Raw genomic sequence first — 20,224 nt, forward strand, 5'->3', positions numbered from 1 at the left:
GGCTTTTTTATTTGTGCAATTGTGAATGGTCAGTCGACGAATTCGACGGTGACGCCGGGCTTGACCATCTTGGCGAGCTCGGTGGCATCCCAGTTGGTTAGGCGAATACAGCCGTGGCTCTGGGTACGGCCGATCTTCGAGGGTTCCGGCGTGCCATGAATGCCGTAGGTCGGCTTGGAGAGCGCGATCCAGACCGTACCGACCGGGCCGTTCGGGCCTGGCGGGATGTTGAGCACCTTGTCGTTGGCGCCCTGCTGGAAGTTGATCTTCGGGTTGTAGGTATAGCCGGGGTTCAGCGCGACGCGATCGACTGTCACCGTGCCCGAAGGCGAGGGTGTGTCGGAAGAGCCGATCGAGGCCGGGTAGGCGGCGATGAGATTGCCGGCATCGTCATAGGCGAAGACCTGCTTCTTGGCCTTGTCGGCGAGGATCTTGGCCACCGTGCCGGTCTTCGGGTCGCCGGGATTGACGACCTTGATGATCGTGCCGGGGACGGTGAAATCCACGCCGGGGTTCATTTCCTTCAGGAAGGCTTCGTCCATGTGGAAGCGCTCGGCCAGGGCCTCGGTGGTGGAAGTGTAGGCGAGGGACGGAAGCAGCGCCTTGTGGGCGTAGTCCTCGGGAATTTCCGCGACATAGGGGCCGGCGGCATCCGAGGGGGTGATCGTGTAGCTGACGACGGGCAGGCCGCCGGAAAGGCGCAGCTGCTCGAGGATCGCGTCCGTATTGTTCGGATCCAGATTTTCGCCGGTCATCTGGTTGTAGGCGTAGATCGCCTTGGTGACGTTCGAGCCCATGTGGCCGTCGATGACGCCAGGCGATATGCCGGCGCGGTCGAGGAAGACCTGCAGCGCAACGATCTCCGGCTTCGACTTGCCCTTCAGGGTAATCGTAGGCTCTTCGGGAGTGCGCGGCTGCTCAACCTGCGGCGCCTGCTGATCGGGGTCGATCGAAGCGTAGTCGCCGTTCTGCTGATCGGGATAGGGCTGGTCGAGCGGCTGGCGGTCGATGCTCGCATCGCGCGGGATCGAGCCGGTCACGGCGCCGCGCTCGATATAGCGGGTGCTGCCGTAGCGGCTGTGGTCGCCGTTCTCGGCATTATAGGGGTCGTTGTTATAGGGATCGCGCGAGGGCGCTGCCGGGTAATAGCCGCGCGAGCGCATTTCGGTGGCGACGATCCGGCCGTAGCTGTCGACAAGAACGCGGTTGCCGCTCCGGTCACGGGAATAATAGACGTCGGCGCCGGGCGGGATGTAATCGACGATCTGGCCGTCAGGCGTTACCATGACGACATCGCGCTGGCCGCGGCCACCCCATTGCTGCGCTTGCGCTTCCGGTATCACCGAAGTGACGGCCAGAATGACGGCGGCGAGCGACAGGCCATATTTCAAAATGCGATTCACGTCTCACACCTCAACCAGTGACTGGGCCGACACACACCCGCGAATTTTGACGCTAGTGTGGAATTTATGAATTCGTACTGAACAAATTATGAAAATATCCGTGATCACTTGCGTGAGGCTAAACGTTTGGTTTGCCTCGACGGTTCCGAGTTGATTGCCGGTTGTGGGCAATTGCGCGCAGCGTGATTGACGAAAGCTTGCGCCACCCCTAACCCTACGGCTGTTTTGATACAGGGGAGGATTGCCATGATCGAATTTGCTGCCGCCAAAGGGCCGCGCCTGATGCTGGATGAAACGTCGGTCATGGATATCGGCGCCTGCGTCGTCGATGGCGTTGATATTTCGCCGAAGCGGGCGATCCCCGATGATGGCGATCCGCGCATCGACCATTCGCTCGAAGGCTTCCTGTTTACCTGCGGCCCTGATCACATTCGCCACCGCGAGCCAATCCCCGGCCGAACCGATGGGGCGATCTATCCGCTGCACGGCTCGGTTTCCGGCCACAAGGCGACGGTGTTGTGGACCAAGTTCGAGAACGGCAATGCCGAGTGCCGCGCCGATATCGATCTTGTCACCGTCGAGGGACTTCCTCAGCGCATCGAGCGGCTCTGGACGATCGATGGCGCGACCGGCGAGGTTTCGCTGGAGGACAAGGTGGTCAATACCAGTGACCAGACGGTGCCGACCTTCCTGATGTATCATATGAATGTCGGCGGCAAATGGTTCGACGAGGGGACGCGGCTGGAAGGCAAGATGCTCGAGGGCGGCGGTTTTCCCTGGACCTTTGGCGAGGAACTCGGCGGTATCTTCTGCGTCGAGGCGCCGGCGACGGACAGCGGCTATGCCGAGGTGCGGCTCGGGCCGATGAAGGCGGTCCATGGCCGCACGCTCAGGGTTCGCATGCGCGCCGATACGCTGCCTTACCTGCAGGTCTGGCGGAACCAGAAGGGGTCTGCCCATATTCTCGGTATCGAGCCGGTGACGCATCGCTGGGTCTCGCGCGGCGAGCTGGAAGCGGCAGGCGAGTTCAACATGCTGAAGCCGGGCGAGAGCCGCAGCTATGGGCTGACCTTCGCCTTTCTATGAGCGAGTTGTTGACGCTCGCGGTTACGCATCGTAGAGCTTCTGCCGTTCATTTTCAGGAGGCATTCGCGATGGACATCCGCCCGATCGACGACGAATATTCGGTTTCCGGCCAGATCTCGGTCGAGGATCTCGATCAGATCAAGGCGCTCGGCTTCAAGTCGATCGTCTGCCACCGTCCCGATGGCGAAAGCCCGGACCAGACGCCGTTTTCGGTGATCGAAGCGCGCGCCAAGGAGCTTGGCCTCGACATCGCTCACGTGCCTGTCGGCCCGATGGGCGTGACCGAGGAAGCGGTTGCCGGCATGGTCGATGCGCTCGACGAATTCCCGCGTCCGATGCTCGGCTACTGCCGTTCCGGCGCCCGCTCGACGGCGACCTATCAGAAGAGCCATCACCTTCGCGGCTGATATCCCGGCGCGGCCAGCTTCCGCGCCCTTCATTCCATAAAAAACTCAGGAGAAAACCATGAGCATCAAGCGCATCGGCCCCGGTCCCCGCATGAGCGGCGCCGTCGTCCACGGCAACACCGTCTATCTCGCCGGCCAGGTTGCGGAAGGTGAGACCGTCACCGATCAGTGCAAGGCTGCTCTTGCCGAAGTCGACCGGCTGCTGGCAGCTTCCGGCTCGAACAAGTCTAAGATCCTGCAGACGCTGATCTACCTCTCCGACATTGCCGATTTCGCCGAAATGAACGCTGCCTGGGAAGCCTGGGTCGACCCGGCCAACACCCCGGCCCGCGCCACCAGCGAAGCCAAGCTGGCCGCTCCGAAGTACAAGGTCGAGTTCATCGTCACCGCGGCTATCGACTGATATTTCGGCTGTTTCCGAAATCCGAAGCCGGTGGGCTCGCCCACCGGCTTTTTTGTTTGGCGGGTTCTCAGCTCTTCGTCCGGATCTGCGTCAGCGTCCGCGCCGGTGTGATGGCTTCCGGATCGAGCTTGATCTCGATAATCGCCGGCTTGCCGCTGGCACGGGCCCGTTCAAAGGCGGGGACAAAATCGGCTGTGGTCTCCACCGTCTCGCCATGGCCGCCATAGGCGCGGGCCAGCGCTGCGAAATCGGGGTTGGTGAGATCGGTGCCGCTAACGCGGCCAGGATATTCGCGCTCCTGATGCATGCGGATCGTGCCGTAGATGCCGTTGTTGATGACCAGCACGATGATCGGCAGATTGTAACGGACGGCGGTGGCGAACTCCTGGCCGTGCATCATGAAGCAGCCGTCACCGGCAAAGCAGATCACCTCGCGCTCGGGAAACAGCGCCTTGGCGGCGACCGCGGCAGGCAGGCCGTAGCCCATCGAGCCGGATGTCGGGGCCGCCTGGGTGTTGAACTGGCGGAAGCGGTGGAAGCGGTGCAGCCAGGTGGCGTAGTTTCCGGCGCCGTTGGTGAAGATCGTATCGGCGCGGGTATTGCCTTCGATCCAGTCCATGATCGGGCCCATATGGACATTGCCGGGGCCAGTCTGCGGCGGCTTCGTCCATGCGAGATAGCTCTGGTGCATGCGCTCGGTGCGTTCAGCCCAGTGCGGTTCGGCGGGGGCTTCGAGATCGGCAAGCGCATCGACGAAATCCTGCGGCGAGGCGGCGATTGCCAGATCCGGCCGGTAGATGCGGCCGAGCTCGGAAGGATCCGGATAGATGTGGACGAGCTGCTGTGCCGGATAGGGGATGTCGATCAGCGTGTAACCCGATGACGGCATTTCCGACATGCGGCTGCCGAGCAGGATCAGCAGATCGCTTTCCTTGATTTCCCTGGCGAGCGCCGGGTTGATGCCGATGCCGACATCGCCGGCATAGGAGGGATGCAGGTGGTCGAACAGCATCTGGCGGCGGAAGGAGCAGCCGACCGGCAGCTTGAATCGCTCGGCGAAGGCGCGGAAATCGGCGACCGCATCGGCATCCCAGCGGGTGCCACCGAGGATCACCAGGGGACGCTCGGCTTTCAGGAGCCGCATGTAGAAATCGTCGATCTGGCGGCGGCCCGGATAGGCGGCGACGCGCGAATAGGCCCGCGCACGGGGCGCTTCCACCTCATCGCGCAGCATGTCCTCGGGCAGTGACAGGACGACGGGGCCGGGGCGGCCGGAGGTGGCGATCGCGAAGGCGCGGGTGACGAATTCAGGGATGCGGGCGGCATCGTCGATCTCGCCGACCCACTTGGCATATTCGGTCAGCGCCCGGCGGAACTCGACTTCCTGGAAGGCTTCGCGCTCGCGGGCATCGCGCTGCACCTGGCCGATGAACAGGATCATCGGGATCGAATCCTGGCGGGCGATATGCAGGCCCGCCGAGGCATTGGTGGCGCCGGGGCCGCGGGTGACCATGCAGATGCCGGGCTCGCCGGTCAGCCGCCCCCAGCAATCGGCCATCATCGCCGCGCCACCTTCCTGGCGGCAGACGACGACCTCGATATCGCTGTCGTGAAGGGCATCGAGAACGGCGAGGAAGCTCTCGCCGGGAACGCAGGAGAGGCGGGTGACCCCATTGGCCTTCAACGCTTCGACGATCAGTTCTCCACCCGATTTCTTCATGATGCCGTTGTCCTCCCTTTTATCGACTGCTCCAGCGCTTCGAGTTCGGCCAGCACCTCCTCCTGGTGCTCGCCGAGGCGCGGGCTCGGTCTTTCGTAACGTAGCGGTGTTTCCGACAGAACCACAGGGGTTCTGACACCAGGGATCATTGTCCCGGCGGTGTCGGCAAGATCGATGCGCAGCCCGCGGGCGATCACCTGCGGATCGGCAAACATTTCCTCGATCGTATTGATGGCGCCGGCTGGCACTGCGTTTTCCTCGCAGGCCCGCAGAAGATCGGCCTTCGGCCAGTTCAGCGTCTTGCCGGAGACAAGGCGGCGGACTTCATCGCGATTTGCGACACGGGCCTTGTTGGTGGCGAAGCGCTCATCTTCGCCGATACCCTCGAGACCGAGAATGGTGCAGAGGCGGCGGAACTGGCCGTCATTGCCGACGGCGAGGATGAGATAGCCATCGGCAGCCGGGATCACCTCATAGGGCGAGATATTCGGATGGGCATTGCCGAGCCGCACCGGCGCCTGGCCGCCGACGAGATAGTTCATGTTCTGGTTGGCGAGCACGGCGGACTGGACATCGAGCAGCGCCATGTCGACGAGCTGGCCCTCGCCTGTCTTCAGCGCGTGAATCAGCGCTGCCTCGATCGCCGAGACGGCGTAGATGCCGGTGAAGATATCGGCGATCGCCACGCCCGCCTTCATCGGCTGGCCCTCGGGTTCGCCGGTGATCGACATGAAGCCGGACATGCCCTGGACGATGTAATCGTAGCCGGCGAGATTGGCATAGGGGCCGGTCTGGCCGAAGCCGGTGATCGAGCAATAGACGAGCTTCGGATTGATCTTGCGCAGACTCTCGTAATCCAGCCCGTATTTGACGAGGCCGCCGAGCTTGAAATTCTCGATCAGCACGTCGGCCGTTGCCGCGAGACGGCGCACCAGCGCCTGTCCCTCTTCGGTCTTCAGGTCGGCGGTGATCGAGCGCTTGTTGCGGTTTGTCGAATGGTAATAGGCGGCCGAGAGGTTTTCGCCGTCCGCGCCCTCGACGAAGGGCGGGCCCCAGTGGCGGGTATCGTCACCGCCTTCGGGATTTTCGACCTTGATGACATCGGCGCCGAGATCGGCCAGCATCTGCCCGGCCCAGGGGCCGGCGAGCACGCGGGCGAGCTCGATCACCCTAATGCCATCAAGCGGCGGCTTTTTGCTGGTGGCCGTCATGTTCCTCCCGCGGGCGGTTTTACGGCGCCCGTGTTGCCTCAGATGTATCGGATACGGGCTTGGATGCAAAGCGCCGCTCGCGCCAGATGATGTAGAGGCCGGACGCGATGATGATCAGGATGCCGAGCCATTTCAGCGCATCCGGGAAATCGCCGAAGACCAGCCAGGCGAAGATCGTCGCCGAGACGATCTCGAAATATTGCAGCGGCGCCAGCGTCGAGGCGGGGGCGGCGCGATAGGCATAGACGCCGAGAATGCCGGCGATCGCCGCCATGACGCCGACGCCGGCGAGATAGAAGAAGGCAAGCGCCGAGGGCATGACCGGATCGAACACATCCGAGCCGCTGCTTTCGCCGATATAGAGAATGATGCAGCAGAAGAAGAGGCCCCAGAGGCCCATCTGGAACTGCATGACCCAGGGGTCCTCGCGCTGCGCCAGCGCCCGATTCATCATCGCCGAGATGGCGATGCAGACGGCGCTGACGACGGGGAGAAGCGCGACGAAGCCGACTTCCTGGAAGCTCGGCTGGATGATCAGGATCGCCCCGAAGAAGCCGACGCCGCAGGCCGTGTAGCGCCGCCAGCCGATGGCTTCGCCGAGGAAGATGCTGCTGAGGATCGTCAGGATGATCGGCTCGACGAAGAAGATGGCGATCGCATCGGCGACCGACATGTATTTCAGCGTGGCGACGAAGGAGATCATCGAGATGGTCATGATGATCCCGCGGATCGCGTGATAGAAGGTCTGCTTCCACGAGAGATCGGCGAGGTTTTTGCGCCAGATGACGACGGGCAGCATGCAGATCGCCTGGACGGCGAAGCGCGCCGCGGTGATCTCGGCAGACGGCACGGTGGCGATCGCCAGCTTGGCGAAGATATCGATCAGCGGCGAGAACAGCACCGAGAGAAGCATGAGCATCAGGCCCATGGTGACTTCGGAGGATGCTGTCGTCTTCATTGCCGTACCATTCTTGTCTGCGGGGCTCTCAGGAACGTGCCGTCACGCCATCGCACCAATCGGCGAAGGCCGAGATGGCCGCCGCGGCGCCGGTGTCGTTCAGTGTCTCGTGCCGGGCGTCCTGATATATTTCAGTGGTGATACGGGAGAAGCCATGCCGTTTCAAATGGTTTGACAGCCATCTTACGGCTTTCCCGTGCTCGGTTGCTGGATCCTGCCCGCCGCCGACAAGATGGATCGGTAGGGATTTCGGCAGCCGGTTCAGATGCTCGGTCTTCGGCGCCCGGAAGGTCAGCTCGAAGATGTCGAGCCACAGCGATACCGAGGCATCGAAGCCGCAGAGCGGATCGGCGATATATGCATCGACTTCACTGGGATCGTGCGACAGCCAGTCGAAGGCGGTGCGGTGGCCGGGGATGGCCTTGCCCCAGGCGGCAAAGGTCAGCTTCGGCAGGAGGCCGCTCGGCACATCCGAGCCCTTCAGGGCCTTTTCGGCAAGCAGGATGGCGTGGGCGGCGCGACCCGCCGCGCCGACGGCGAAGTTGGAATTCCAGACGGCGACGGCGTTGAATTTTTCGGGGTAGGAGACCGCCGTGTTGAGCGCGATCAGTCCGCCCATCGAATGACCGAAGAGGATGACGGGCAGGCCGGGATAGAGGCCGGCGGCGTGATCGCGCATGGCGACAACATCCTCCTGCACGCGGGTTACGCCGTTCCGTCTTGCGAACTGGCCGATCGGCGCATCGGGCGCCGTCGTTTCGCCGTGGCCGCGGTGGTCGTGGGCGAAGACGTGATAGCCGCGGGCGGCCATCGCCGCGGCGAAGCGCGCGTATCGTTTCGAATGTTCGGCAAGGCCGTGGCAGACCATGAGGATGGCGCGTGCCGTGCCCTCTGCCGCCGCATGGTGAAAGGCAAGCGTTGCGTCCGGTCTCTTAAGCCATTGTGTTTGCGAAAACATTCGGTCCTCCCGGCCGGTACCAGAGCAGATCGGGCGGCAAATGCAAGCGTCGCTGCGACGATATGCAGGGGAAATTCATGCGATTCAGGGTTGCGGGGAGGCGAGCTTCATGCTTATTTGTTCGTGTATTGTTCTATTTTCAGAGGGTGGAGATGAGCAGGTTCCTTGTTGTTGCCGTGATGCTTGCATTGTCGGGTTTCTCCGCCGGTTCGGCGATGGCGCAGGAGGGGCGCACCCGCTTCATTCTCGCCGCCAGCTGGCAGCCGGCCTTCTGCCAGACCAACCAGAAGAAAGCCGAATGCGCCAGCCAGACGGCCGAGCGCTACGATGCGACGAACTTTTCGCTGCACGGCCTCTGGCCGATGCGGCAGAATTACTGCGGAGTTCCCGGAGATCAGCAGGCGGCCGACAAGGATGGCGACTGGCGCTCGCTTCCCGAGGTCAAGCTGACGCCCGAGAATGCGGCGGCACTCGCCAAGGCGATGCCGGGAACGCAATCGGCGCTGGAGCGCCATGAATGGACCAAGCACGGCACCTGCACGAAGCTTTCTGCCGACGCCTATTTCGGCACGGCGGTGCGGCTGATGGGCGATCTCAACGGCTCGGCGGTGCGCGATCTCTTCGCCGCCAACACCGGCAAGATGGTGACCGCCGAGCAGATCAAGGCGGCGTTCGACAAGAGTTTCGGCGCTGGCGCCAGCGACCGCGTCAAGATGAGCTGCCGCAGGGCAGGCGGGGTGCGCGTCATCAGCGAGCTGACGATCGGCCTCTCGCAGGATGCGGTGACGGATATGAACGCCGGTCTCGGCAAGCTGATCCAGGGTGCAGGGCGGACGTCGTTCGGCTGCAACGAGGGGATCGTCGATGCGGCAGGCTTCTAGGCGCCGCTAAATCTGGCAGGGACGCAATCGTGAGGCCCGAAATCCGGTAGCAATACCGGTTTCGGCGTTGCCCGGCGCGCCCGTTTCGCCTACATAGCGGCACGGTTTTAAAGTTTGCGCCTGGAGCAGTTCACACATGGCACGTCAGTTCATTTATCATATGTCGGGACTTAACAAGTCTTACGGCGCCAAGAAGATCCTCGAAAACGTCAACCTGTCGTTCTACCCGGACGCCAAAATCGGTATTCTCGGCCCGAACGGTGCCGGTAAGTCGACCGTTCTGCGCATCATCGCCGGTCAGGACAAGGAATATACCGGTGAAGCCTGGCTCGCCGAAGGTGCGACCGTCGGCTACCTCGAACAGGAGCCGAAGCTCGATCCAAGCAAGACCGCGTTCGAAAACGTCATGGAAGGCGTTGCCGACAAGCAGGCCGTGCTCGACCGCTACAACGAGCTGATGATGAACTATTCCGACGAGACGGCGGAAGAGGGCGCCAAGCTCCAGGACATCATCGACAGCCAGAACCTCTGGGATCTCGAACAGCAGGTCGAGATGGCGATGGAAGCGCTGCGCTGCCCGCCGAAGGATGCCGAGGTCACCAATCTCTCGGGTGGTGAACGCCGCCGTATCGCGCTCTGCCGCCTGCTCCTGTCGCAGCCGGATCTGCTGCTACTCGACGAACCGACCAACCATCTCGACGCTGAGACCATCGCCTGGCTGGAAAAGCACCTGCGCGATTATCCGGGCGCCGTGATGATGATCACCCACGACCGCTACTTCCTCGACAACGTCACCGGCTGGATCCTGGAGCTCGACCGTGGCCGCGGCATTCCGTACGAAGGCAACTATTCTGCCTACCTGACGGCCAAGGCCAAGCGCATGCAGCAGGAAGCCCGCGAAGAAGCCGGCCGCCAGAAGGCGCTGTCGCGCGAACAGGAATGGATCGCCTCCAGCCCGAAGGCTCGCCAGGCCAAGTCCAAGGCCCGTATCAAGGCCTACGAACAGCTGGTCGATGCGGCCGAGAACATCCGTCCCGGCGATGCGCAGATCATCATCCCGGTCTCCGAGCGTCTCGGCCAGGTGGTCATCGAGCTCGAAGGCATCAAGAAGGGCTTTGACGGCCGCACGCTGATCAACGACCTGTCGATCAAGCTGCCGCCGGGCGGCATCGTCGGCATCATCGGCCCGAACGGCGCCGGCAAGTCGACGCTCTTCAAGATGATCACCGGCCAGGAAACCCCGGATGAGGGTTCTATCCGCATCGGTGAAACCGTGCATCTCGGCTATGTCGACCAGAGCCGCGATGCGCTGAACGCCGACAAGACCGTCTGGGAAGAAATCTCCGGCGGCGCCGAAGTCATCAAGCTCGGCAAGTTCGACATGAACTCGCGCGCCTATTGCGGCGCCTTCAACTTCAAGGGCGGTGACCAGCAGCAGAAGGTCGGCAACCTCTCGGGCGGTCAGCGTAACCGCGTGCATCTCGCCAAGATGCTGAAGGCCGGCGGCAACGTTCTTCTCCTCGACGAACCGACCAACGACCTCGACACGGAAACGCTCGGTGCGCTGGAAAGCGCGCTCGAAAACTTCGCCGGCTGCGCCATCATCATCAGCCACGATCGCATGTTCCTCGACCGCCTGGCGACGCATATCCTCGCCTTCGAAGGTGACGGCCATGTCGAATGGTTCGAAGGCAACTTCGAGGACTACGAAGAAGACAAGGTCCGCCGCCTCGGCCCCGATGCGCTGAACCCGGGCAGCCAGGCCTACAAGCGCCTGACGCGCTGAGGTTTTTGAGCCTGTTTGATGCGAGCCCCGGCCTTTGTGCCGGGGCTTTTGTTTTGGGGGATGAGAGAGGAGAGTGCCGCCTCAAGCCGCGCCCCCGAGAAGCGCAGCCCTCGACAATCACGCCACCCGTCCAAGTCGCTATCCGGCCAGCAAATTTCGTGAATAGCCGCGATTGACGCTTGCCACGGTTTCTCAAATCACATAAAGATATCTTTATATGTTGATTGGGTCGAATATGGCTGAACCTGTCAGGCTTGGATTGGATGCGCTCGTTGACGTCTTGAAGGCGGCAGGTGAGCCGACGCGTCTGCGTCTTCTGGCGCTGCTGGCCGCCGGTGACCTGACGGTGACCGATCTTACCGAAATTCTCGGCCAGTCGCAGCCCCGCATTTCCCGGCACCTGAAGCTGCTTGGCGAGGCCGAGCTGATCGATCGTTATCAGGAAGGCGCCTGGGCCTATTTCCGGCTGAAGCAGGAGGGCAAGGCGGCGTCTCTGGTGCGCATGCTGCTGCAGCATTCCTCCGAGAACGATCCTGTCATTCTGCGCGACGGCGAGCGGCTGTCGTCGGTCAAGCGCCAGCGCGCCGAGCGGGCGCAGGCCTATTTCAGCCGCAACGCCGCCGAATGGGACGAGCTGCGCCGCCTGCATGCCGCCGACGAAGAGGTCGATGCCGCCGTCATCAAGCTGATCGGCAATCAGCCGATCCATTCGCTGCTCGATCTCGGCACCGGCACCGGCCGCATCCTGCAGCTGCTCTCGGGGCTTTACCGGCGGGCGATCGGCGTTGATGCCAGCCGCGACATGCTGAGCGTCGCCCGCGCCAATCTCGACAAGTCGGGGATCACCAAGGCGTCGGTGCGCCATGCCGATATCCTGAACCTGCCCTTCGAGGGCCAGGATTTCGATCTGGTGACCATCCACCAGGTCCTGCATTTCTTCGATCAGCCCGAAATCGCCATCAACGAGGCGGCGCGCATGCTGGCGCCCGGCGGGCGGCTGATGGTCATCGATCTGGCCCCGCACGGGCTCGAATATCTTCGCGACGAGCATGCCCATGTCCGTCTCGGTTTCTCGCATCAGTCGATGTCCGACTGGCTGCGCAAAGCGGGGCTCGATGTCGAGCAGGCCGTTGATCTTCATCCGGGTCAGCCGGGCGAGAAGGGCCTCACGGTCACGATCTGGCTCGCGCGCGATCCGCGGCGCCTTATGGCATCCGAAAGCGCCGGTACAGTATTGGCCGGGGAGGTTTGATTTATGACTTTGAACACTGGTAGCCGCCGCGATATCGGCATTTCCTTCGAGTTCTTCCCGCCGAAGTCGGAAGAGATGGAAGGACAGCTCTGGAAGGCCGTGAGCGAGCTGCAGGACTGGAATCCGGATTTCGTCTCGGTGACCTATGGCGCCGGCGGCACCACCAAGGCGCCGACGCTGACCGCGGTCACGCGCTTCCTCAACGAGACGCCGCTTGCGACCGCCTCGCATCTCACCTGCGTCGGTGCGACGAAGGAAGAGACGCATCAGGTCATCGACAATTTCCGCAAGGCGGGCGTCAAGCATTTCGTGGCGCTGCGCGGCGATGCGCCCGGCGGCGCCGGTGCGCCCTATCAGCCCCATCCGGGCGGCTATGCCAATGCCTCCGAGCTGGTCGCAGGTCTTCGCGAGATCGGCGATTTCGAGATCTCGGTTTCGGCCTATCCGGAGAAGCATCCCGAGAGCAAGGATGTTTCCGCCGATATCGACATGCTGAAGCGCAAGGCCGATAACGGCGCCAACCGGGCGCTGACGCAGTTCTTCTTCGATAACGACAATTTCGAGCGATACCTCGAGAAGGTGCGGGCGGCTGGCGTGAAGATGCCAATCGTGCCCGGCATCATGCCGATCCTCAACCTGACGCAGCTGAAGCGCTTTGCCGGCGCCTGCGGCACCGTCATCCCGGCTTTCCTCGACGAGCGTTTCGCCGGCCTCGACGACAAGCCGGAAGAGCGCGCCAAGGTGGCGGCCGATGTGGCTGCCGAGCAGATCGAGGATCTGGTGCGCCGCGGGCTGCACGAATTTCATCTCTATACGATGAACCGTTCGCCGCTGGTTTCGGCGGTTCTCACCAATCTCGGTTTCCGCCGAGGCGAGACCAAGGCCGAGGGCGCGGCTGCCTGATCACGGCAGCTGATTGACGGCAACAAAAAAGCGCATGTCAGGCGGGACATGCGCTTTTTTAGTTTGCTGAACTGTTCACTCAGGAGTCCGGTATTCCAGTCATAGGGTCCGGTTTGCCGCTCAGATGAAGAGCATAGACAAGACGAACGCGAACGCTGCACTGACCAACAGGACATTCAAGGATCGTGTGATACCCATGTCTGCCTCCTTTGCGTTAACGAGGGCATATTATGTCCGAAATGTGTCGGGTGAAAAGCGAATTCCATGTTGCGCCGCAGCAACAGCCAGTGGATAACTGCTGTGCGTATCAATCACGGCATTGAAATCGTTTGAAAAATTCAGGCGAAAATTTCTTCACACATTTTAACGGCACGTTAAAGTCGGCGATCCCGGCGTTAAGGCTTGCGTCCGGATGAAGGCTTTTGCCGAAGCTCCTGAAATCGCGGCATAAAAGAAAATCGCGCCCGGCCAGATGGACGGACGCGATGGCATTGCTGCGTAACGGTTTGTTTCGGCGACTCAGAGCGCGCCGAGGAGGCCCGGCGTCGCCCAGCCGTCGGCCGGCATGCCCAGGCGCTGCTGTTCCTTCTGGATGGCGACGCGGGTGCCGGAACCGAGGATGCCGTCGATCTCGCCGACGTCATGGCCGAGCGACTGCAGCTTTGTCTGCAGCTGCTTCATCTGGTCGTTGGCAAGGCCCTGTTCCGGGGTGCCCTTCTGGTAGGGCTGGGCGCCGGAGAGGCGGGTCGCGAAATAGGCGGCCGAGGTCGTGTAGATGAACGACTTGTTCCACTCGAGATAGATCTTGAAGTTCGGATAGGCGATGAAGGCCGGTCCGAGGCGGCCCTGCGGCAGAACGAGGTCGCCTTCGAGCTCACCGAAATTGGTGTTGCCGTCACGCGGCTTAACGCCGAGCGCAAACCAGTCGCCAGCCTTCATCGTGCCGCCGAGGCCAGACTTTTCCCAGGGAAGGTTCTCGGGCACGGTGACTTCCTGCAGCCAGGGCTGGCCGCGCTCGAAGCCGAGATGCTGGATGAACTTGGCGGCCGTGAGGATCGCGTCCGGGCCGCTCTGCTTCAGGCGCACGTGGCCGTCGCCATCGCCGTCCATGCCGTAGGCGATGATGTCGCGCGGCAGCATCTGCACCTGGCCGATTTCGCCGGCCCATGCGCCGGTGTTGGTCGCCGGGTCGAGGTCGCCGTGCTGGACCATCTCGATCAGAGCGATCAGCTGCGGACGGAAGAGCTCGGGGCGGCGGCAATCATGCGAGAGCGTCACGAGGGCGTTGCGGGTGTTGAAATCGCCCTGAACGGCGCCGAAGTCGGTCTCCATCGCCCAGAAAGCGGTGATGACGCCGGCCGGCACGCCGTAATCCTGCTCGGCCTTGGCGAAGACATCGGCATACTGCTTCATCTTCTGGCGGCCGATATCGAGACGGGCCTGGCTGACGGTACGCTGCGAGAATTCGAGGAAAGTTTGCTTGAAGACGCCCTGGGCGCGGTCGCGGCTCAGAACCTTGGGGTCGATCTCGGCGCCGGCGAGCGCCTGGTCGGCGGCTTCGGCAGTGGCACCGGCGGCAATCGCATCGGCCTTCACACCTGCCAGGAACTGCGAGAGGTCACCGTCGCAGGCGACAGCCGGGGTCTGCGGGGCGGCGGGTGCCGCCGGGGCAGGGGCGGCCTGCTGGGCGAAGACGGTGGTGGCAGACGTGACGGCAAACAGAAGAGCAAGTGCAGAGCGGCTTGCGAGCGAGCGGTGCATGGGTTCGTCCTTATATCCGAAATATGTCCGCCGCTTTCACAGATGAATGTGACGGAAGCAAGAAAGTTCGGTGGACGTTACTAAGAATTTCTATCCTTGGAAACCGCAGCGACCCAATTGTTCCAGTTCTTCTGGTTGCCGGCGAAGACATTGATATCCGTCGGACCCTGAATGCCGGGAATGACGCCCGTCGAGGTATATTGCCAGAAGGCCCAGCGGCGGTCGGTATAGGTCACTTCGGGGTGTTTTGCCGTCGAGCGCACCCAGAAATGGTAATCCTGGAAATAGCCTTGGAGATTGTCGCGGTGGAAATCGACCGAGGTATAGATGATCGGGCGCTTGCCGTAATAGGCTTCCAAGCGGTCCATGAAGCGCTGCATTTCGGCGCGCACGGTGGCCGGATCAGGACGGAGCTTGCAGGTCTTCGATTCCGCGTTCCACTCGACGTCGATGACGGGCGGCAGGCGCATCGATTCCTTCGGCACATTCTGGATGAACCAGTCGGCCTGTTCGTCGGCGGACGAGCAGAAATAGTAGAAATGATAGGGGGCATGCGGAATGCCGACGGCGCGGGCGCGCTGCCAGTATTCGTTGAACTTCGGGTCGACGCGGTCCTTGCCTTCGGTCGCCTTGATGAAGGCGAAGGCGACGCCCGAGGATTTCACCGTCTGCCAGTCGATATCGCCCTGCCATTTGGAGATGTCGATACCGTGAATATCATTCTGATGCGGGGTCTTCGGGCCGAAATCCTGCGGATCGGTGTCCTGGAAGCGGGGCTTCTTGATCGAGGCTGTTTCGAGATAGTCGTAGCCCGTGGAGCTGCAACCGGCGAGCATCAAAGCCAGCGGCAAAACGCAAAACAAAAGTCCGCGCATGAATATCCCGTCATGTAACGAATGATCTACTTGCCCCACAGCATGACCTTCGAAGACGAATGCAGCCGAGGAATAATCCTCTTTTCACCATATCAACGTAAAAAATCGGTTAGTTTCAAGTGAATTATGCGCGCCTGGCGGTGATGACGGCGCGCCAGGCATAGCCGCCATAGAGCGTCTCGAAAGCCAATTCCGCGCCATTTTCATGGGCTTGGGCTTGCAGGACGTCGCGCAGGTTGGCGCGCGGGGTCACATGAAATTTGGCGAGCCAGCCCTTGAGCAGGGCGCGGAACCAGCCGGGCAGGCCCTCCTGCTGGCCGAAATCGACGATGTGCAGCTCGCCGCCCGGATTGAGCGCGGCAATGGATGCATCGACGGCGCGCTCCCAATCGGGGATCATCGACAGCGCGTAGGAGATCAGGATGCGGTCGAATCCGGTGGCGCCGAATTCACGTGGCGTGAAGGCGGTGGCGTCGGCGACGCGGAAATCCGGAACCGCAGCCTTGGTGGCAAAGGTCTTGCGGGCGGAGATCAGCATCTCCTGCGAGATGTCGAGGCCGTAGAGGCGGGCGTCGGGAAAGCGCTTGTGGGCGAGCGCCAGATTGCGGCCCGTGCCGCAGCCGACCTCCAGCAGGGTGCCGCCCTTGGGGACGCCGAGGCTGCGGATCGCCTTGTCGCGGCCGAGCAGGTAATATTTGCGCGTCAGATCGTAGATATGACGCTGATAGCGGTACATGCCGTCCATCAGGCCGGCATGTGCTTCGGATTGGGCATCCGGGAGCGTGCGGATCTCGGTCACGCCTTTTTCCCGTAGATGTGGAAGCCGCCGTAGATCGCCGAGCGGTCGAGAGCCGTCATGTCGCGCGACTTCTCTTCGAAGTAATCCCACTGCTCGCGGATGGCGGGCGAGAGGCGGCCTTCGATGATGCTCTTTTCGGCGGCGGTACGGAAGATGACGCGGGCGCCGGGGCGGGCGGTGCGGCTGATCTCGGCCCAGAGGCTGTTCAGCTGCTCGTCGGTCATCCAGTCCTGCGCGTCGAGCAGGATGTATCGGTCGCGCGAGGCCGCCGGTTCCTTGGCGAGCAGTTCGGTGAAGTTGGCATGATGCACGGTGACGCGATCGACATTGGCGCGGATCACTTCGTAATGCTCCGGCTTCAGGTAAGTCGGCAGCGGGCCTTCGTCGCCATTGGCGTAACGGCGGCCGAAGGCCTGCCAGGCGAAGTAGTTTTCGCGCATCGGGAAGTGGCAGGCGAGCTTTTCGAGGCGGTGCTTCAGCACCGGCGCGATCGAGTTGTCGGCGGCAAGGCTTGCCAGCTCGTCATATTGCTGCGGCGGGATGCCGAGGCCGAAGAGCGAGCTCTTGCGGCCGGTGATCCAGCGCACGACCGGCTTTTCGAACAGCGGAGCGACCTTGTCGTCGAAGAATTGGCGCTGTTCGCGGATCGACTGGGTCTTGGTCATCTGCTTCAGGTCGACACCGTGCAGGCGGGCGAGCAGGTGGGCGGCACCGATGAAGCGGCCGAGCAGGCCGGTTTCATAGATATTGCGGTCGAAGACCGTGACGCGGCGGCGGCCGAACTTGCGGCCGTTCCAGTAGCTGCGCGTCGCCTCGTCGAGAACCGGCGAGAGATGCTGGTCGAAGGCGCGGCTGTTCGATGCTTCGTTCGGCATCGCCAGGAAGCGGACGAGATCGGCATGACCCGGCAGGTTCTTGAAGGCGGCGAGCTTCAGGCGGTTCAGCGCGATGTGATGCGGGTTAAGATCGACGACGTCGATCGAGGCCGGTGCCTTGGAGAGGTAGGCCAGCATATTGCAGCCGCCGGAGCCGATCGTGACGATGCGATGATGCGGCTGCAGCTCCATGGCCTGCATGTCGAGATCGGGGTCTTCCCAGATCTGCGGATAGACGAGGCCGGAGAAGAGCAAGCCAAAAAGGCGCTCTGAAAGGCCCTCCTTGGAGAATGCCTTGTGGCGGAGAAGCGCGTCCTTGAGTTTCCGGTTCTTGCGGAAGCCGGCATCCGGTGCAAATTCGGTCATCTGATTCCATCACCGTTTTTAGCGTTCAGGGCGTTTAACGCGGCGCTGCTACAGTTTGATGACGCGGGCTGTGGGCATCGTTTTCCGCGCCGATAGCGTGGGATGAAATGACGCTTGTGCGTTTCGGCTCTTTTTTGTGATTGCGTTTCCTGCTTCTCTCCACCGGTGGAGGAAGAAACATGCGTGTTGTGTTGCGTATCCTGAAGGCGCTGCTGGCGCTCGTCGTCATCGTGGTGATCGGCGGTGCCATCTGGCTCTATGTCCGGCCTCCGGAGTTGTTGCGGGTCGGCGACGGCTATGCGGCGAAGATCGTCTGCTCGAACGTCTTCATGGCGGGGCGCGATCCCGATGCGGTGCTCTATGAGGACGTGCAGGCGCCGGGCAATCCGCTGCTGAGGCTCGTGCGTGTTTCGGTCAACCGGGAAGAGGGGAAGGTCTCGGCGCGCATCCTCGGCCTGTTTGCGCCCGGCCATGCGCTTTATCGCGGCGCTTTCGGCTGCACCAGCGTGCCCGATGGCGACTATCAGGCTGCCGCCAATGCCGCGCCGGAGGAAGATCTTGCGGTGCCGCCGCCGAGCGAGGAACTGTGGCCGGAGGGCGATCGTGTCGCCGCGTCCAACAATCCCAAGCTCGCCCCGCTGCTCGCAGACGCGGCACTCGCCGGGCCAGCGATGCGGGCGATCGTCGTGGTGCATAACGGCAAGATCGTCGCCGAGCGCTATGGAGACGGTTTCGATGCGCGCACGCCGCTGCTCGGATGGTCGATGACCAAGACCGTCAATGCCGCGCTGGTCGGCCGGGTGATGCTGGCGGGCAAGCTGAATTTCGACGATGCGCATCTCTTTGACGCCTGGCGCGGCGATGGCCGCTCGGCGATCACGCTGGCCGATCTGCTCGGCATGGAGAGCGGCCTTGCCTTCAACGAGGATTACGGCGCCGTCGCCGATGTGACGCGCATGCTCTATCTCGACCCTGACATGGTGACGCTGCCGGTCAATGCGCCGCTGGTGGACAAGCCCGGCCAGACCTTCCGCTATTCGAGCGGTACCGCCGTGCTTCTCTCGCGAATCTGGATGGACCGGCTCGGCGATCCGCAGCGGGCCTTCGACTATCCGCGCGAGGCGCTGTTCGGGCCGCTCGGCATGTCGAGCGCCGTTCTGGAGGTCGACGCTCGTGGTACCTTCGCCGGCAGCTCCTATCTCTATGCCACCGCGCATGACTGGGCGCGCTTCGGGCAGTTCCTGATACAGGATGGCGTGTGGAACGGTCAGCGCATGCTGCCGGAGGGGTTCGTTGCGACGATGCGCACGCCGACGCAGTCGTCAGGCGGAAAATATACGCAGGGGCAGGCGTGGCTTGCGGCACCCGGCGGCGATCTGAGCGCTGCTGCGGGGCTGCCGGCCGATACGTTCTGGCTGGAAGGGCATGACGGGCAGAGCGTGGCGATTGTGCCGTCCGCCGGCCTCGTCGTCGTGCGCATGGGACTGACGCCAAGCCGGCTCGGCTACAAGCCGCAGATGCTCGTCAAACAGATCGTCGGGGCGCTGTCGTCGCCCTGACCATCACGTTTAAAGGGTAGGGATCAGTAGTTACCCTGGGCAACGTCGTCCATGCCCTTGCGCTTGGCATCGTAATAGTAGCCGCGCGCATAGAGGCGGACCGCATCATCTTCCTTGCTGTCGGAGACGAGCCAGGCGCCGCGCAGATATTTCGCGGCGTACTTGATGTTGGTCTCGGCATCGAGCAGGCCGGACGGCTCGCCGTCGTAACCCATCGATTTCGCCGTGTTGTATTTGATCTGCATCAGGCCGAAATAGCCGCGCTTGTTATAGGCGCGCGGATTGTAGCGGCTTTCGCGATGGACGACGCGGTGAAGCAGGGACGCCGGCATTTCATAGAGCTTGGCGTATTTCTCGATCAGCTTGTTGACGAAGCCCTTTTCCGCGGTCGGCGCATCGTCGGTATCGTTGTCGCTGAACATCGGCGGTGCCGTCGGCGGATCCATCGGACCGGATTCGTCGAAGGTGAAATCGGACATCGAGCGCGGCGCGCTTGTCTGGACCGCAAGTGCTGCGAGCGCGCCGTTCTGAGGAGTGGTCGCTGCAAAGGCGAGCTGCGTCGCGGGCGATGCCGGCGTGCCGGGACGCGGGGTCGGGACTACGGACTGGATCGCCGTCATCTCAGGCGTCAGCGGAATCTCGGTCGGCATGGCGGCCGAAGCGGTCTGCTGGAAGGCGGCATCGGCCGGCGAAACGGCGGTCGGCAGCACGGCTGTCTCGGCCGAAAGAGCCGGCGTCGTCTGCGGATTTGCGGCAGCAAATGCCATCGGGGTCTGCGGAGCGGAGCCGTCGGCAGCCGGAACGGCCGCCATCATCATCGCATCTTCACCCGGCTTCGGCGTCGGAACGACGGTCTGGACCGCGCTCAATTCAGCCTGGGAGGTGTACTCGACGGTCGAGCATCCGGTCATGATCCCGCAGAGCATCGTCGAAACGACCAGACTGCGTTTCAGGCCGGAAAATCCGTTCGCTACCATTCTGTCACTTTCGTGAATCGCGCCGCCCTGGCAGCGTTTAAAAA

Annotated in this window: 18 protein-coding genes; 8 read left to right on the plus strand and 10 right to left on the minus strand. The window is 62.6% G+C overall.

All coding sequences use genetic code 11. The features are described 5' to 3' along the window. Positions 1 to 29 precede the first annotated feature (29 nt). The gene (locus F2982_RS16950) at positions 30 to 1,403 is read right to left on the minus strand and encodes a L,D-transpeptidase (protein ID WP_203428526.1); all 1,374 of its coding nucleotides are present in this window, start codon (positions 1,401 to 1,403) and stop codon (positions 30 to 32) included. A gap of 246 nt (positions 1,404 to 1,649) precedes the next feature. Here F2982_RS16950 and F2982_RS16955 point away from each other — a divergent pair, with 246 nt between their 5' ends. The 3 genes from F2982_RS16955 to F2982_RS16965 all read left to right on the plus strand — a co-directional run bounded on the left by F2982_RS16955 (position 1,650) and on the right by F2982_RS16965 (position 3,299). Then, entirely contained in the window at positions 1,650 to 2,489 is an 840-nt protein-coding gene (locus F2982_RS16955) for a DUF4432 family protein (RefSeq protein ID WP_203428527.1), read from the plus strand. A gap of 68 nt (positions 2,490 to 2,557) precedes the next feature. Further along, the gene (locus F2982_RS16960) at positions 2,558 to 2,896 is read left to right on the plus strand and encodes a TIGR01244 family sulfur transferase (protein ID WP_112715530.1); all 339 of its coding nucleotides are present in this window, start codon (positions 2,558 to 2,560) and stop codon (positions 2,894 to 2,896) included. Between the two features lie 58 nt (positions 2,897 to 2,954). Further along, a complete protein-coding gene (locus tag F2982_RS16965) occupies positions 2,955 to 3,299 on the plus strand; it encodes a RidA family protein (protein ID WP_203428528.1) in 345 nt (114 codons plus the stop codon). A 67-nt stretch (positions 3,300 to 3,366) separates the two neighbouring features. Here F2982_RS16965 and F2982_RS16970 read toward each other — a convergent pair whose 3' ends face one another. The 4 genes from F2982_RS16970 to F2982_RS16985 are packed head-to-tail and all read right to left on the minus strand — an operon-like array spanning position 3,367 to position 8,146. Further along, a complete protein-coding gene (locus F2982_RS16970; protein ID WP_203428529.1) occupies positions 3,367 to 5,019 on the minus strand; it encodes a thiamine pyrophosphate-binding protein in 1,653 nt (550 codons plus the stop codon). Then, entirely contained in the window at positions 5,016 to 6,230 is a 1,215-nt protein-coding gene (locus tag F2982_RS16975) for a CaiB/BaiF CoA-transferase family protein (RefSeq protein WP_203428530.1), read from the minus strand. The genes F2982_RS16970 and F2982_RS16975 overlap by 4 nt, the downstream gene beginning before the upstream one ends. 19 nt (positions 6,231 to 6,249) lie before the next feature. Next, entirely contained in the window at positions 6,250 to 7,188 is a 939-nt protein-coding gene (locus F2982_RS16980) for a DMT family transporter (protein ID WP_130277975.1), read from the minus strand. Between the two features lie 28 nt (positions 7,189 to 7,216). After that, entirely contained in the window at positions 7,217 to 8,146 is a 930-nt protein-coding gene (locus F2982_RS16985) for an alpha/beta hydrolase (protein ID WP_203428531.1), read from the minus strand. A 152-nt stretch (positions 8,147 to 8,298) separates the two neighbouring features. On the opposite strand from F2982_RS16985, the gene F2982_RS16990 reads away from it, so the two are divergent. From F2982_RS16990 to metF, 4 genes are all read left to right on the plus strand, one after another. Continuing rightward, positions 8,299 to 9,027, plus strand: a complete 729-nt coding sequence (locus tag F2982_RS16990; protein WP_199629195.1) for a ribonuclease — start codon at positions 8,299 to 8,301, stop codon at positions 9,025 to 9,027. Between the two features lie 136 nt (positions 9,028 to 9,163). Next, positions 9,164 to 10,813: an energy-dependent translational throttle protein EttA gene (gene ettA / locus F2982_RS16995; protein WP_112715518.1), complete on the plus strand. Its 1,650-nt coding sequence runs from the start codon at positions 9,164 to 9,166 to the stop codon at positions 10,811 to 10,813. Positions 10,814 to 11,048: 235 nt separating this feature from the next. Next, positions 11,049 to 12,065: a metalloregulator ArsR/SmtB family transcription factor gene (locus tag F2982_RS17000; RefSeq protein ID WP_130277978.1), complete on the plus strand. Its 1,017-nt coding sequence runs from the start codon at positions 11,049 to 11,051 to the stop codon at positions 12,063 to 12,065. A 3-nt stretch (positions 12,066 to 12,068) separates the two neighbouring features. Then, on the plus strand, positions 12,069 to 12,968 hold the full coding sequence (gene metF, locus F2982_RS17005) for a methylenetetrahydrofolate reductase [NAD(P)H] (RefSeq protein ID WP_203428532.1): 900 nt from the start codon (positions 12,069 to 12,071) through the stop codon (positions 12,966 to 12,968). A 519-nt stretch (positions 12,969 to 13,487) separates the two neighbouring features. Here metF and F2982_RS17010 read toward each other — a convergent pair. The 4 genes from F2982_RS17010 to F2982_RS17025 all read right to left on the minus strand — a co-directional run bounded on the left by F2982_RS17010 (position 13,488) and on the right by F2982_RS17025 (position 17,644). Beyond that, entirely contained in the window at positions 13,488 to 14,729 is a 1,242-nt protein-coding gene (locus F2982_RS17010; protein ID WP_199629194.1) for a lytic murein transglycosylase, read from the minus strand. 80 nt (positions 14,730 to 14,809) lie between these two features. Further along, positions 14,810 to 15,604 carry a GH25 family lysozyme gene (locus tag F2982_RS17015; RefSeq protein WP_112715512.1) on the minus strand — a complete coding sequence of 265 codons (795 nt, stop codon included), beginning with the start codon at positions 15,602 to 15,604 and terminating at the stop codon, positions 14,810 to 14,812. Positions 15,605 to 15,728: 124 nt separating this feature from the next. After that, positions 15,729 to 16,349: a class I SAM-dependent methyltransferase gene (locus tag F2982_RS17020; RefSeq protein WP_203430103.1), complete on the minus strand. Its 621-nt coding sequence runs from the start codon at positions 16,347 to 16,349 to the stop codon at positions 15,729 to 15,731. Between the two features lie 50 nt (positions 16,350 to 16,399). Further along, positions 16,400 to 17,644, minus strand: a complete 1,245-nt coding sequence (locus tag F2982_RS17025; RefSeq protein WP_203428533.1) for a DUF3419 family protein — start codon at positions 17,642 to 17,644, stop codon at positions 16,400 to 16,402. A 179-nt stretch (positions 17,645 to 17,823) separates the two neighbouring features. On the opposite strand from F2982_RS17025, the gene F2982_RS17030 reads away from it, so the two are divergent. After that, complete coding sequence (locus F2982_RS17030; RefSeq protein ID WP_203428534.1) at positions 17,824 to 19,203, plus strand: serine hydrolase; 1,380 nt, start codon at positions 17,824 to 17,826, stop codon at positions 19,201 to 19,203. A gap of 23 nt (positions 19,204 to 19,226) precedes the next feature. On the opposite strand, the gene F2982_RS17035 is transcribed toward F2982_RS17030, so the two are convergent. Then, positions 19,227 to 20,180, minus strand: a complete 954-nt coding sequence (locus tag F2982_RS17035) for a lytic transglycosylase domain-containing protein (RefSeq protein WP_112715506.1) — start codon at positions 20,178 to 20,180, stop codon at positions 19,227 to 19,229. Positions 20,181 to 20,224 lie beyond the last annotated feature (44 nt).

The sequence above is a fragment of the Rhizobium sp. BG4 genome (assembly GCF_016864575.1).
GTDB lineage: Bacteria > Pseudomonadota > Alphaproteobacteria > Rhizobiales > Rhizobiaceae > Rhizobium.

What these genes read in the sequence shown, in the direction of transcription:
- F2982_RS16955 (WP_203428527.1), top strand. Translation starts at nt 1,650, where the DNA reads ATGATCGAATTTGCTGCCGCCAAAGGGCCGCGCCTGATGCTGGATGAA.
- F2982_RS16960 (WP_112715530.1), top strand. Translation starts at nt 2,558, where the DNA reads ATGGACATCCGCCCGATCGACGACGAATATTCGGTTTCCGGCCAGATC.
- F2982_RS16965 (WP_203428528.1), top strand. Translation starts at nt 2,955, where the DNA reads ATGAGCATCAAGCGCATCGGCCCCGGTCCCCGCATGAGCGGCGCCGTC.
- F2982_RS16970 (WP_203428529.1), bottom strand. Translation starts at nt 5,019, where the DNA reads ATGAAGAAATCGGGTGGAGAACTGATCGTCGAAGCGTTGAAGGCCAAT.
- F2982_RS16975 (WP_203428530.1), bottom strand. Translation starts at nt 6,230, where the DNA reads ATGACGGCCACCAGCAAAAAGCCGCCGCTTGATGGCATTAGGGTGATC.
- F2982_RS16980 (WP_130277975.1), bottom strand. Translation starts at nt 7,188, where the DNA reads ATGAAGACGACAGCATCCTCCGAAGTCACCATGGGCCTGATGCTCATG.
- F2982_RS16985 (WP_203428531.1), bottom strand. Translation starts at nt 8,146, where the DNA reads ATGTTTTCGCAAACACAATGGCTTAAGAGACCGGACGCAACGCTTGCC.
- F2982_RS16990 (WP_199629195.1), top strand. Translation starts at nt 8,299, where the DNA reads ATGAGCAGGTTCCTTGTTGTTGCCGTGATGCTTGCATTGTCGGGTTTC.
- ettA (WP_112715518.1), top strand. Translation starts at nt 9,164, where the DNA reads ATGGCACGTCAGTTCATTTATCATATGTCGGGACTTAACAAGTCTTAC.
- F2982_RS17000 (WP_130277978.1), top strand. Translation starts at nt 11,049, where the DNA reads ATGGCTGAACCTGTCAGGCTTGGATTGGATGCGCTCGTTGACGTCTTG.
- metF (WP_203428532.1), top strand. Translation starts at nt 12,069, where the DNA reads ATGACTTTGAACACTGGTAGCCGCCGCGATATCGGCATTTCCTTCGAG.
- F2982_RS17010 (WP_199629194.1), bottom strand. Translation starts at nt 14,729, where the DNA reads ATGCACCGCTCGCTCGCAAGCCGCTCTGCACTTGCTCTTCTGTTTGCC.
- F2982_RS17015 (WP_112715512.1), bottom strand. Translation starts at nt 15,604, where the DNA reads ATGCGCGGACTTTTGTTTTGCGTTTTGCCGCTGGCTTTGATGCTCGCC.
- F2982_RS17020 (WP_203430103.1), bottom strand. Translation starts at nt 16,349, where the DNA reads ATGGACGGCATGTACCGCTATCAGCGTCATATCTACGATCTGACGCGC.
- F2982_RS17025 (WP_203428533.1), bottom strand. Translation starts at nt 17,644, where the DNA reads ATGACCGAATTTGCACCGGATGCCGGCTTCCGCAAGAACCGGAAACTC.
- F2982_RS17030 (WP_203428534.1), top strand. Translation starts at nt 17,824, where the DNA reads ATGCGTGTTGTGTTGCGTATCCTGAAGGCGCTGCTGGCGCTCGTCGTC.
- F2982_RS17035 (WP_112715506.1), bottom strand. Translation starts at nt 20,180, where the DNA reads ATGGTAGCGAACGGATTTTCCGGCCTGAAACGCAGTCTGGTCGTTTCG.